The organism is Streptomyces sp. LX-29 (assembly GCF_029541745.1).
In the GTDB taxonomy this organism is placed as follows: Bacteria; Actinomycetota; Actinomycetes; order Streptomycetales; family Streptomycetaceae; genus Streptomyces.
The window spans coordinates 3,295,224-3,307,539 of the sequence record NZ_CP089746.1 but is presented as its reverse complement, the minus strand read 5'-3'; the positions used below and the strand labels follow the sequence as shown (position 1 = coordinate 3,307,539).

12 protein-coding genes are annotated in these 12,316 nt (G+C 70.4%); 10 read left to right on the top strand and 2 right to left on the bottom strand.

Going from position 1 to position 12,316, the window contains the following annotated elements; genetic code table 11:
- Nucleotides 1-91 precede the first annotated feature (91 nt).
- Complete coding sequence (locus tag LRS74_RS14150; RefSeq protein WP_277741329.1) at nt 92-781, bottom strand: hypothetical protein; 690 nt, start codon at nt 779-781, stop codon at nt 92-94.
- Between the two features lie 134 nt (nt 782-915).
- On the opposite strand from LRS74_RS14150, the gene hemL reads away from it, so the two are divergent.
- The 9 genes from hemL (at nt 916) to LRS74_RS14105 (ending at nt 10,256) form a co-directional block, all read left to right on the top strand.
- Nucleotides 916-2,238: a glutamate-1-semialdehyde 2,1-aminomutase gene (gene hemL, locus LRS74_RS14145; RefSeq protein ID WP_277741328.1), complete on the top strand. Its 1,323-nt coding sequence runs from the start codon at nt 916-918 to the stop codon at nt 2,236-2,238.
- Entirely contained in the window at nt 2,238-2,960 is a 723-nt protein-coding gene (locus LRS74_RS14140; protein ID WP_277741327.1) for a histidine phosphatase family protein, read from the top strand. Before hemL ends, LRS74_RS14140 begins: the two co-directional genes overlap by 1 nt.
- A gap of 286 nt (nt 2,961-3,246) precedes the next feature.
- Complete coding sequence (locus tag LRS74_RS14135) at nt 3,247-3,558, top strand: hypothetical protein (protein WP_277741326.1); 312 nt, start codon at nt 3,247-3,249, stop codon at nt 3,556-3,558.
- A gap of 218 nt (nt 3,559-3,776) precedes the next feature.
- Nucleotides 3,777-4,970: a hypothetical protein gene (locus LRS74_RS14130; RefSeq protein WP_277741325.1), complete on the top strand. Its 1,194-nt coding sequence runs from the start codon at nt 3,777-3,779 to the stop codon at nt 4,968-4,970.
- A 211-nt stretch (nt 4,971-5,181) separates the two neighbouring features.
- Nucleotides 5,182-5,799, top strand: coding sequence for a TlpA disulfide reductase family protein (locus LRS74_RS14125; protein WP_277741324.1), 618 nt, complete (start codon nt 5,182-5,184; stop codon nt 5,797-5,799).
- 4 nt (nt 5,800-5,803) lie between these two features.
- Complete coding sequence (locus tag LRS74_RS14120; protein WP_277741323.1) at nt 5,804-6,568, top strand: cytochrome c biogenesis protein CcdA; 765 nt, start codon at nt 5,804-5,806, stop codon at nt 6,566-6,568.
- 3 nt (nt 6,569-6,571) lie between these two features.
- The gene (locus LRS74_RS14115; protein WP_277741322.1) at nt 6,572-8,416 is read left to right on the top strand and encodes a cytochrome c biogenesis protein ResB; all 1,845 of its coding nucleotides are present in this window, start codon (nt 6,572-6,574) and stop codon (nt 8,414-8,416) included.
- Nucleotides 8,413-9,501, top strand: a complete 1,089-nt coding sequence (gene ccsB / locus LRS74_RS14110) for a c-type cytochrome biogenesis protein CcsB (protein ID WP_277741321.1) — start codon at nt 8,413-8,415, stop codon at nt 9,499-9,501. The genes LRS74_RS14115 and ccsB overlap by 4 nt, the downstream gene beginning before the upstream one ends.
- Before the next feature lie 197 nt (nt 9,502-9,698).
- Nucleotides 9,699-10,256 (top strand): Uma2 family endonuclease, encoded by a 558-nt coding sequence (locus tag LRS74_RS14105; protein ID WP_277741320.1) that lies wholly within the window; start codon nt 9,699-9,701, stop codon nt 10,254-10,256.
- 53 nt (nt 10,257-10,309) lie between these two features.
- On the opposite strand, the gene LRS74_RS14100 is transcribed toward LRS74_RS14105, so the two are convergent.
- Nucleotides 10,310-10,765 carry a PLD nuclease N-terminal domain-containing protein gene (locus tag LRS74_RS14100; protein WP_277741319.1) on the bottom strand — a complete coding sequence of 152 codons (456 nt, stop codon included), beginning with the start codon at nt 10,763-10,765 and terminating at the stop codon, nt 10,310-10,312.
- Between the two features lie 97 nt (nt 10,766-10,862).
- On the opposite strand from LRS74_RS14100, the gene LRS74_RS14095 reads away from it, so the two are divergent.
- The gene (locus tag LRS74_RS14095; protein ID WP_277741318.1) at nt 10,863-12,314 is read left to right on the top strand and encodes a menaquinone biosynthesis decarboxylase; all 1,452 of its coding nucleotides are present in this window, start codon (nt 10,863-10,865) and stop codon (nt 12,312-12,314) included.
- The last annotated feature ends 2 nt before the right edge of the window (nt 12,315-12,316 follow it).

Below are 12,316 nucleotides of genomic sequence, written 5' to 3'. Positions count from 1 at the left end.
GCGCAGCTGCCGTGGCGCCGAGGCGGCCCCGGCCGGTCAGGGCTCCGGTGTCGCGATCCTCAGGCCCCGCCGGGGCGGTGGCCGCCCGGCGTCACGGCCACACCAGGCAGTACGCCTGGTGCCCCGCCTCGTGCAGCCGGTGGCTGAAGTCCTGCCACTCGTGGAGCAGTTGGTAGACCGTGAAGGCGTCGCGCGGGCCGCCACGGTCGGGGACCGTGGACCAGATGAAGGCCGCCGCGCCGACCGCCTCCTCGCCGACGCCGCGCAGCGGGTCGACGACCGTCATGGGCAGTTTGACGACCGCGTAGTCGGGGTGCAGGACGACGAGCTCCAGCGGGGGGACCTTGTGCAGGGGTATGCCCTCGATGCCGGTGAGCACCATGGCGGCCACGGTCTCCGGCTTGATCTTCGTGAACATGCCGCCCATGCCGAGCTCGTCGCCGCCGAGCTCCTCGGGGCGCATGGAGATGGGGACCCGGGCGGCGGTGGCGCCGTTGGGCGCACCGAAGTACTTGTAGGTCACCCCCATGCCGCGGCCCCTGCCTCCGCGCGACAGGCCGCTGCCGCCGGTCGCGTCGTGCGCGTCCCCCGGGGCGGACGTTCCGTTCGTGTCGTCGGTACTGCTGGTGGCCCCGGGCGCGGCCGCGTCCTCGCGTCGATGACGTCCATGGCGTCCGGTACGTCCGGCGCGGCCGGTGCGTTCAGGGCGGGCGCGGTCAGCGTGGGGGCGCTCGGGGCCCCGGTCATCGGTCCCCTCGCCCAGTTCGCCACCGCGATGCATATCCTCACCCGACTGCTTTCCAGGAGGCACCGCCCCCGCCGCGCAACCCGATCATCGTGTCAGAGACCTCCCCCGCGTGCGGGCGGTGAAACGCCCGGACGCACGTCCCCGTCAGCCTCTGACACCATGGCTGCGTGAGCAATCCCTATCCGTACGCAGCACCAGTTTCGCAGACGCTATTCGACCGTGCGGCCATCGTGACGCCTGGCGGCGTGAACTCTCCCGTGCGCGCGTTCCGCGCCGTGGGCGGTACGCCCCGTTTCATGGTGTCCGGTGATGGTCCGTACCTCACCGATGCCGACGGCAGGGAGTACGTCGACCTCGTGTGTTCCTGGGGGCCGATGATCCTCGGCCATGCCCACCCGGAGGTGATCGCGGCGGTGCAGGCCGCCGTCGCCCGTGGCACGTCCTTCGGTACGCCGGGGGAGGGCGAGGTCGCGCTCGCCGAGGAGATGGTCGCCCGGATCGAGCCGTTGGAGCAGGTGCGCCTGGTCTCCTCCGGCACCGAGGCGACGATGTCGGCGATCCGACTGGCCCGCGGCTTCACCGGCCGCACCAAGGTGATCAAGTTCGCCGGCTGCTACCACGGGCATGTGGACGCCCTGCTCGCCGCGGCGGGCTCCGGGGTGGCGACCTTCGGGCTGCCGGACACCCCGGGCGTGACCGGCGCGCAGGCCGGCGACACCATCGTGCTCCCCTACAACGACCTGGAGGCGGTGCAGGCCGCCTTCCACGCCCACCCGGGCGAGATCGCGTGTGTGATCACCGAGGCGTCGCCGGGCAACATGGGCGTGGTGCCGCCGCTGCCGGGCTTCAACGCGGGGCTCAAGGCCGCCTGTGAGAAGAACGGCGCGCTCTACGTCTCGGACGAGGTCATGACCGGCTTCCGGGTCTCGAAGGCCGGCTGGTACGGCGTCGACGGGGTGCGTCCGGACCTGATGACCTTCGGCAAGGTCATGGGCGGCGGCTTCCCGGCCGCGGCCTTCGGCGGCCGCGCCGACGTGATGGCGCACCTGGCCCCGGCCGGCCCGGTCTACCAGGCGGGCACGCTCTCCGGTAACCCGATCGCCACCGCCGCCGGCCTCGCCCAGCTGCGGTTGCTGGACGACGCGGCCTACGCGAAGGTCGACGCGGTGTCCGCCGAGATCCGGGGCCTGGTCACCCAGGCGCTGACCGAGGCGGGCGTGGCGCACCGGCTCCAGACGGCGGGCAACATGTTCTCCGTCTTCTTCACCGACCGCGAGGTGCGGGACTACGAGGACGCCAAGCGCCAGGAGAGCTTCCGGTTCACCGCGTTCTTCCATGCGATGCTCGCCGAGGGCGTGTACCTCCCGCCGTCCGCGTTCGAGTCGTGGTTCGTCTCCACGGCCCACGACGCGCGCGCGATCGAGCGTGTCGCCACCGCCCTGCCGAAGGCCGCACGGGCCGCCGCCCAGGCCACCGAAGCCGCCGAGTGATGGATGAGATGACCACCACCCCCAAGACCGACAGCGACGTCACCGTCGTCCACCTGATGCGCCACGGCGAGGTGGCGAACCCCGACGGCGTCCTCTACGGGAGGCTGCCCGGCTACCACCTCTCCGAGCTGGGCCGGCAGATGGCCGACCGGGTCGCCGAGCATCTGGCCGGCCGCGACATCACCCATGTCGTGGCCTCGCCGCTGGAGCGCGCCCAGGAGACCGCCACCCCGATCGCCAAGGCGCACGGCCTGGACATCGCCTCGGACGAGCGGCTGATCGAGGCGGACAACATCTTCCAGGGCAAGACCTTCGGCGTCGGCGACGGCGCGCTGAAGAAGCCGGAGAACTGGAAGTACCTCACCAACCCCTTCCGGCCCTCCTGGGGCGAGCCGTACATCGAGCTGGTCGTGCGGATGATGGAGGCGCTGGGCGCCGCGCGGGACGCCGCGCGCGGCCATGAGGCGGTCTGTGTCAGCCACCAGCTGCCGATCTGGGTGGTGCGGCAGTTCGCCGAGCGGCGGCGGCTGTGGCACGACCCGCGCAAGCGGCAGTGCACCCTGGCCAGCCTGACCAGCTTCACCTACCGCGGCGACAAGATCGTGTCCGTGGGCTACAGCGAGCCGGCCCTCGACCTGGTCCCCGCGCACCTGCGCGCGGGTGCCCAGCCTCGCTGGGGCAAGGGCGCCATCAAGGGCGCCTCCAAGGGCTTCGGCGCCTAAGCGTTTCACTGGATGTCCGGTGTGCCGGCTGCGGGTGCGTCGTGGCTGGTCGCGCCCGCGCGGCGGAGCCGCACAGGTAACCGCGCCCCGCGCCCCTTTGGGGCGCTACCGAACCGCACCGGACTTCGCCGAGCCCGCTCAGCGCCTCGCCTGCACACCGTGCGGCCGTCGGCCGCACGTACCCCTTCGACCGCCGCGGCGAGGCGTGCGTCTGAGTACCGGTACTCAGAGGGAATGAGCTCGCCGCGCGATGCCCTGGATCTTCGGCGCTGGTGGGATGGCGGACATGAGCCAGAGCACTGACGTTCGACCCGTGTCCTCCGCCGAGCGCCGGTGGTGGAAGACGCCCCTCGTGGCCACGCTCGTGGGTGGGCCGTGCCTTGCCGTGCAGTTCGGCGTTTACGGATTCGCGGGCGACAGCGGCGTCCTCAGCCCGGTGGTCGCCATGCTCCTGCTCGCGATCGCCTGGGTCCTGCCGTGCCGCGACAACCCCCTGCACCCCCTGCAGAGCGTGCGTGAGTGTGCCGCCGGCATCGGGCTCTTCCTCGCGGTGTACCCGGTGATCGGCATCGGGGTGTTCGCCGCGGCGATGAGCTGACGCCGAGCGCTCGCCGGGCCCGGTTCCGTCAGGGCGGGTGCGATGCGCCGCACCCCCGACCGGTTCGCCTCCCGTGTCCGCATCGCGTAACCGACCCGAAACGGTCAGTCGACAGCGGGACTTTTCGGCCGGCGGACGGAACCCCGCCCGCCATCCGCTCATCTCATTCGGTGTCCGTTTACGCGGGCTTGGGTGTGACGAGTACGGATGGTGACGGTATGCGCAATATCAGCCGACGGGGGCTGCTCGGACTCGGTGTGGGGGCCGCGACGGCGATGACCGTCGCCGGGTGCTCGAAGGACTCCTCCGGGTCGGGCACGGACAAGAAGCCACGGCAGACCCAGCAGGCCAAGCCGATCGGCGACGGCTCCACCGCCGAGTCCGGCGCCCAACCGAACCAGCCCGGCAAGCCCGAGCGGCTGGAGCCGGGGCAGAAGCCACCGCAGTTCGTGGTCTTCTCCTGGGACGGCGCCGGCGAGGTCGGCAACGGGCTCTTCCCGCGCTTCCGCAAGCTCGCCCGCGAGCACAACGCGTCGATGACCTTCTTCCTGTCCGGGATCTACTGCCTGCCGGAGTCGAAGAAGAACCTCTACCGGCCGCCGAACAACCCGGTCGGCGCCTCCGACATCGGCTACCTCACCGACGACCACGTCCGGGCGACGCTGGAGAACGTGCGCGAGGCGTGGCTGGAGGGCCACGAGATAGGCACCCACTTCAACGGCCACTTCTGCACCGGCGGCGGCTCGGTGAAGCACTGGACCCCGGCCCAGTGGGAGTCGGAGATCGAGCAGGCCGTGTCCTTCGTCACCAAGTGGCGCACCAACACCGGCTTCACCGACCTGAAGCCGCTGCCCTTCGACTACCGCAAGGAGCTCGTCGGCGGCCGCGCCCCCTGTCTGCTGGGGCAGGAGAACCTGCTGCCCACCGCCAAGAAGCTCGGCTGGCGCTACGACGCCAGCTCGCCCGGTGGCCTCCAGGTCTGGCCCACCAAGAAGCAGGGCATCTGGGACCTCCCGCTCCAGCAGATGCCCTTCCCCGGCCACTCCTTCGAGGTGCTCTCGATGGACTACAACATCCTGGCCAACCAGTCCCAGAACTCCACCAAGGCCCCGCCGGCCAACTACCCGCGCTGGCGCCAGCAGGCCGCCAACGCCTACATCGCCGGGTTCAAGCGCGCCTACACCACCAACCGCGCGCCCTTCTTCATCGGCAACCACTTCGAGCAGTGGAACGGCGGCATCTACATGGACGCCGTCGAGGAGGCGATCAAGCACATCACCGACGAGAAGCACAAGGACGTCCGGCTGGTGTCCTTCCGGCAGCTCTGCGACTGGCTGGACGCCCAGGACCCCGCGGTCCTCGCCGACCTGCGCCGGCTGGGCGTCGGCCAACCTTTCGCCGGGGCCCGCTGAGCCGCCCGGCGCCCGGCCCCCGTCCGCGCCCGTCGGTGCGGGCGCGCCCCCGGGCGCCCCGGCGCCCCCGCATCACCCGGTATCGCCCCGGCGCCGCGACGGCGCGCGGGGCGGTTCCGGTGTGAGGGCGAAACCGGTGGTGAGAGGGGGTGCGCGCGGGCCGGGTGGGGGGTGCGGAAGATCCCTAAACCGCCCATGCGAAACTTTTCACATGAGTGCCTGCCGCGCCCCCCGGCGTCTCGTGACCCGCCGTCGCGCAACCGTGCTGGCCGCCGGGGCCGCCGTTGCCGCGCTGACGCTTTCCGCCTGCGGTTCGGGCGGGGTGTCCGGCGGAGGATCCAACACCAACTACATCCAGGGCAAGAACGGGATCGACCGGGTCGCCAAGGGCGACCGCCAGGCGGCCCCCGACCTCAGCGGCGAGGACCTCCAGGGCGACGATCTCGACATCGCGGACTACAAGGGCAAGGTCGTCGTCCTGAACGTCTGGGGCTCGTGGTGCGCGCCGTGCCGGGCGGAGGCCCCCAACCTGGTCAAGGTCGCCAAGGAGACCGAGTCCAAGGGCGTGCAGTTCGTCGGGATCAACACCCGCGACCCCAACCGGGCGTCGGCGATCAAGTTCGAGAAGGAATTCGAGGTCGACTACCCGAGCCTCTACGACCCCGCGGGCAAGCTGCTGCTGCGCTTCCCCAAGGGCACGCTGCTCCCGCAGGGCATCCCGAGCACGGTCGTGATCGACCGGGACGGCAAGGTCGCGGCACGCACCATGCAGCCGCTCAGCGAGAAGCGCCTGCACGAGCTGATCGACCCGGTCATCGCGGAGAAGTGATCCCGTGATCTCTCTCGCCGCGGGCGTCGACGCCGAAGCGACCGTCAACTCGGGCGCGCTGCTGCTCGCCCTGCCGCTCGCCCTCTTCGCGGGTCTGGTCTCCTTCTTCTCTCCGTGTGTGCTGCCGCTGGTGCCCGGCTATATGTCGTACGTCACCGGCGTCACCGGCACCGACCTGGGCGAGGCCAGACGCGGTCGGATGCTCGCCGGCGCCTCCCTGTTCGTCCTCGGCTTCTCGGCCGTCTTCATCTCCCAGGGGGCGTTCTTCGGGAGCATCGGCCAGGACCTGATGGTGCACCGGGAGACCGTCAACAAGATCCTCGGGGTCCTGACGATCGTCATGGGCCTGGCCTTCATGGGGCTGTTCTCGCTCTTCGGACAGCGCGAGTTCCGCTTCCACATGAAGCCCACCATGGGTCTGACCGGCGCGCCGTTGCTCGGCGCGCTCTTCGGCGTCGGCTGGACGCCCTGCATGGGCCCCACCCTCGGTGCCGTCCAGACCCTGGCCATCAACCAGGCCAGCGCCGGCCGCGGCGCGCTGCTCACCTTCGCCTACTGCCTGGGCCTCGGCCTGCCGTTTATAGCGGTCGCCCTCGCCTACCGGCGCGCGCTCGGCGCGTTCAGCTGGGTCAAGCGCCACTACGTGTGGGTGATGCGGCTGGGAGGCGGCATGCTGGTGTTGCTCGGCGTGCTGCTGCTGACCGGTGCCTGGGACCGGATGATCGCCGACATGCAGTACTGGTCCAACAGCTTCAACGTGGGGATCTGATCCATGGCCACCACCGACACCGACTCCGCCGCCACCCCGGCGCCGGACGGTGACGCCACCGACGACGGCGCCGCGCGGGCCGCGGCCCCCGCCGAGGACAGCGACCTCGGCGCGGCCGGCTCCCAGCTGTCCACGGCCCCGGCGGAGGAGTCCGGCCAGGCCGTCCCCGGGTCGTTCGGCGGGGTGCGCCGCCCCGGCGCGCTGGGCGCGGCCCAGTGGTTCGGTCGGGAGGTCCTGGGCTGGTTCCGCTGGTTCTGGCGGCAGCTGACCTCGATGCGGGTCGCGCTGCTGCTGCTCCTGCTGCTCTCCCTCGGCGCCATCCCCGGCTCGCTGATCCCGCAGAACAGCGTGGACGAGTTCAAGGTCGCCGAGTTCAAGGCGAAGCACGAGACGCTCGCGCCGATCTACGAGCAGCTCGGCCTCTTCCAGGTCTACGGCTCGGTGTGGTTCTCGGCGATCTACATCCTGCTGTTCATCTCGCTGATCGGCTGCATCGTGCCGCGCAGCTGGCAGTTCGTCGGACAGCTCCGCGGCCGCCCGCCAGCCGCCCCGCGCCGGCTGACCCGGCTGCCCGCGTACACCACCTGGCGCACCGAGGCCACCCCCGACGAGGTGCTGGCCGCCGCCCAGAAGATCGTGAAGCGGCGCCGCTTCCGCGCCCACGTCACCGACGGCGCGGTCGCCGCCGAGAAGGGCTATCTGCGGGAGCTAGGCAACCTGGTCTTCCACATCGCACTGATCGTGATGCTGGTCGCCTTCGCGGTGGGACAGCTGTGGAAGTCCGAGGGCGGCAAGCTGATCGTCGCCGGTGAACCCGGCTTCGCCAACACCATCAGCCAGTACGACGACTTCAAGTCCGGCACCTTCTTCGACGTCGACGACCTCGACCCCTTCAGCTTCAGGCTGGACCGCTTCACCGCCAGCTACGAGAAGTCCGGCCCGCAGCGCGGCACCGCCCGCGAATACCAGGCTGACGTCACGTACGCGGTGGGCGCCGACGGCGAGGAGCGGAAGACCACCGTCGAGGTGAACGAGCCGCTGGACATCGCCGGCTCCAAGGTCTTCCTGCTGGGCAACGGTTACGCGCCGGTCGTCACCGTCAAGGACGGCCAGGGCGAGATCGCCTTCAAGGGCGCGGTGCCGTTCCTGCCGCAGGACTCCAACCTCACCTCCTCCGGTGTGATCAAGGTCCCCGACTACCGGGACAAGAACGGCAAGAAGGACCAGCTGGGCTTCCAGGGCTACTTCGTGCCGACCTTCGGCGGTGCCACCGAACGCGGCATGATCTCCCAGTTCCCGGCGCTCGACTACCCGGTGCTCTTCCTCACCGCGTACCACGGCAGCCTGGGCATCGACGGCGGCACCCCGCAGAACGTGTACCAGCTGGACAACAAGCGGATGAAGCAGTTCAAGGAGCCCGACGGCTCCCCGTTCAAGGCCCCGCTGCGGCCCGGCGAGACGATGAAGCTGCCGAACGGCGCCGGGACGCTCACCTTCGACGGCATCAAGCCCTGGGCGACCTTCCAGGTCTCCCACCAGCCGGGCAACTCCGGCGCCCTGGTCGGCGCGGTCGCCGCGCTGGTGGGCCTGGCCGCCTCGCTGTTCATCCAGCGTCGCCGGGTGTGGGTGCGCGCCACGGCGGGCGCCGACGGCGTGACCGTGGTGGAGATGGCCGGCCTGGGCCGCAGCGAGTCGCTGAAGCTCCCCGAGGAGCTCGCCGACCTCGCCGTGGCGCTCCAGGCGGACGCCCCGCCGGCCCCGGAACCGGACCCCGACCCCGACGGCTCCGCTCCGGACGCCGACGACCCCGCAGAACCCGCTGACGCTGCCGAAGGAGCGCGCGCGTGAACCTCGCTGCCGAAGTCAACGAGAACCTGGCCCAGTCCAGCAATGTGCTGATCTATTCGGCGATGGCGGTCTACACCCTCGCCTTCCTGGCCCACATCAGTGAGTGGGTGTTCGGCAGCCGCAGCGCCGTCGGCCGTACCGCCTCGGCGATCACCGCGAACGCCCCGGCCGCAGCCAAGGTCGCCGTCCAGGTCGGCGGCAAGGGCGGTGCCACCGCCGTGCTGGAGCGGCCGAAGGTCGTGACCCGCTCCGCCGTCGGTAGCCGGGACGTCCCGGACGGCCCGGGCGCCGCGGGCGGCAGCGAGAAGGGCGACCTGTACGGACGGATCGCGATCTCGCTGACCGTGCTGGGCTTCCTCATGCACGTCGGCGGGGTCGTGTCGCGCGCCCTGTCCGTGCAGCGCGCCCCCTGGGGCAACATGTACGAGTTCTCCACGACCTTCGCCATGGTCGCGGTCGGCACGTACCTGGCCCTGCTGGCGCTGAAGAAGAACGTCCGCTGGATCGGCCTGCCGCTGGTCACCACGGTCCTGCTCGACCTGGGCCTGGCGGTCTCTGTGCTCTACACCGAGAGCGACCAGCTGGTCCCGGCGCTGCACTCGTACTGGCTGTGGATCCACGTCAGCTGCGCCATCATCTCCGGTGCCGCCCTCTACCTGGGCGCGGTCTCCACGCTGCTCTACCTCTTCCGCGACCGGTACGAGGAGCGGCTGGAGAACCCGGACGGCAAGCAGTCCGGCGCGTTCGCCCGGTCCGTGTTGGAGCGGGTGCCCTCCGCCGCCTCGCTCGACAAGTTCGCGTACCGCATCAACGCCACGGTCTTCCCGCTGTGGACGTTCACGATCATCGCCGGCGCGATCTGGGCCGAGGCCGCCTGGGGCCGCTACTGGGGCTGGGACCCCAAGGAGGTCTGGTCCTTCATCACCTGGGTCGCCTACGCCGGCTACCTGCACGCCCGCGCCACCGCCGGCTGGAAGGGCCGCAAGGCCGCCTATCTGGCCCTGGCCGCCTTCGGCTGCTACCTCTTCAACTACTACGGGATCAACATCTTCGTCTCCGGCAAGCACTCCTACGCCGGGGTCTGACGGGCCGTATGCGACCCCGCGGCGGGGTCGCTCGGCCCCCGGGCCCACTCGTCCGCATCGCGGCCGGTTTTCGTGACATACGTCACGGTAGCCGGCCGCGGCCGTGGGGACGCTGAACGCCGGGGGGTTGTGGATAAGGCGGGCGACCACCCTTAGAGGCCGCTAGGCTCGAAGAGGACTGCCGGGGAGGTGCCGAGATGACCATGGTGATGGACTCTGCCCGCCTGGATGAGATGTTCGATCTCATCGAGGCGATGAATGTGCCTGCGGGCTACCGGGCGGAGGTCATCGAGGGGGAGATCGTCATGAATCCACAGCGTTTCGTCCACTCGACGATCATTCGCAGGATCAACCGGTCGTTGGAGGACGTGTGCGGACTCGATGCGAACATCTTGTGGGATGTGCGGATCGATTTCCCTGGTGCACTCAACGGCTACTGCCCCGATGTGGCGCTCCTCGCCGATGACGCGAAGGAGGACGAGAACGGCGGGTGGGACTACCGGGACGTCCGCCTGGTGGCGGAGGTCGTCTCCCGCGGCAGCCGCCGGGACGACTACGACGCCAAGCTGAAGGTCTACGCCGTGGCCGGCGTGCCGACGTACGTCATCGCCGACCCCAAGACCGGATACGTGCACGTCCACCACGCCCCGCAGAACGGCGAGTACACCGACGTGTCGACCTATGCCTTTGGGACGAAGTTCCCGCTCCCGTTCCCCGAGGCCACCATCGACACGACGAACTGGCCCCGCGACTGACCGTCGTACTCCACGCCCGCCGGTCGGCGCCGCCCATCGGGCGGGCCCCGGCGTCACTTCGCGGGCGGGGTGTCCTCCGGGCCGTCGCCCTTGTCGCCCTTGCGCCGCAGTTCGTCCTCGCGGCGGCGCAGGTCCGCCTCCCAGTCCTTCAGCAGCGCCTCGTCCCGCTCGGCCTGCTCGGTCCGGTCGCCCGACGAGGGCGTCTCGCCGTCGCGCCCGGAGGTGTCGCCGAGTGACTTGAGGAACTCGGGGTTGTCGTCCGGGGCGACCCAGCCGCCGCCGCGTCGGCCGCCGAAGCCGAAGCCGCCCGACCCGCCGGCGCCGACGGGCCCGCGCTGCTTGCCGGCGATCAGCCAGGAGATCGAGCCGACCACCGGGAAGAGCAGCACGAGGATCGCCCAGATGGGCTTGGGGATATAGCGGACGTCCTGCTCGTCGGTGGTGATGCAGTCGATGAAGGCGTAGATGCTGAGCGCCAGCGGCACCAGAATCAGCAGCACCCGGAGCATGAGGCCGTCCCCCTGCGTGTGCGGTGTCGGAGCCGGGAGCCCTAAGCGCGGCACCCAGTTACCGGTCCAGGGTAGTGCGTGCCGGATACTGGACCGCATGGCTTATGACGATCTTCGTTCGTTTCTGCGGGCGCTTGACCGCGAAGGCGACCTCAAGCGCATCAAGGTCGAAGTCGATCCGTATCTGGAGATCGGGGAGATCGTCGACCGGGTGAACAAGGCCGGTGGACCCGCCCTCCTCTTCGAGAACGTGAAGGGCTCCCCGATCCCGCTGGCGATGAACGTCTTCGGCACCGACCGTCGGCTGCTGAAGGCGCTCGGGCTGGGCTCGTACGAGGAGATCAGCGAGAAGATCGGCGGGCTGCTCAAGCCGGAGCTGCCGCACGGCGTCGGCGGGCTGCGGGAGGCCTTCGGGAAGCTCGGCAGCATGGCGCACGTGCCGCCGAAGAAGGTCAAGGACGCTCCGGTGCACGAGGTGGTGCTCACCGGCGACCAGGTCGACCTGGACGCGATCCCGGCGCTGTTCACCTGGCCCAAGGACGGCGGGTCCTTCTACAACCTGGGCCTGACCCACACCAAGGACCCGGAGACCGGGGTGCGCAACCTGGGTCTGTACCGGCTCCAGCGCCACGACCGGCGCACCATCGGCATGCACTGGCAGATCCACAAGGACAGCCACAACCACTACCAGGTGGCCGCGCGGCGCGGCGAGCGGCTGCCGGTGGCGATCGCCTTCGGCTGTCCGCCGGCCGTGACGTACGCCTCCACCGCCCCGCTCCCCGGCGACATCGACGAGTACCTCTTCGCCGGCTTCCTGCAGGGCCGGCGGGTGGAGATGGTCGACTGCAAGACGGTGCCGCTCCAGGTGCCGGCCAACGCCGAGGTGGTCCTGGAGGGCTGGCTGGAGCCGGGGAAGATGCTCCCGGAGGGCCCGTTCGGCGACCACACCGGCTTCTACACCCCGCAGGAGGACTTCCCGGCGCTGACCATCGACTGCGTCACGATGCGCCGCCGTCCGCTGCTCCAGTCCATCGTGGTGGGGCGGCCGCCGACCGAGGACGGCCCGCTGGGGCGGGCCACCGAGCGGTTCTTCCTTCCGCTGCTGAAGATCATCATTCCGGACATCGTGGACTACCACCTGCCGGAGTCCGGCGGCTTCCACAACTGCGCGATCGTCTCGATCGACAAGAAGTACCCCAAGCACGCGCAGAAGGTGATGCACGCCATCTGGGGCGCGCACATGATGTCGCTGACCAAGCTGATCATCGTGGTCGACGCCGACTGCGACGTGCACAACCTGCACGAGGTCTCCTGGCGGGCGCTGGGCAACACGGACTACGCCCGCGACCTGACCGTCGTCGAGGGTCCGGTGGACCACCTCGACCACTCCTCGTACCAGAAGTTCTGGGGCGGCAAGGCGGGCATCGACGCCACGGCGAAGTGGCCCGAGGAGGGCTACACGCGCGACGGCGGCTGGCCGGAGATGGTCGAGTCGGACCCGCGGATCGCCGACCGGGTGACCCGGCGGTGGAAGGAGTACGGGCTGTGAGG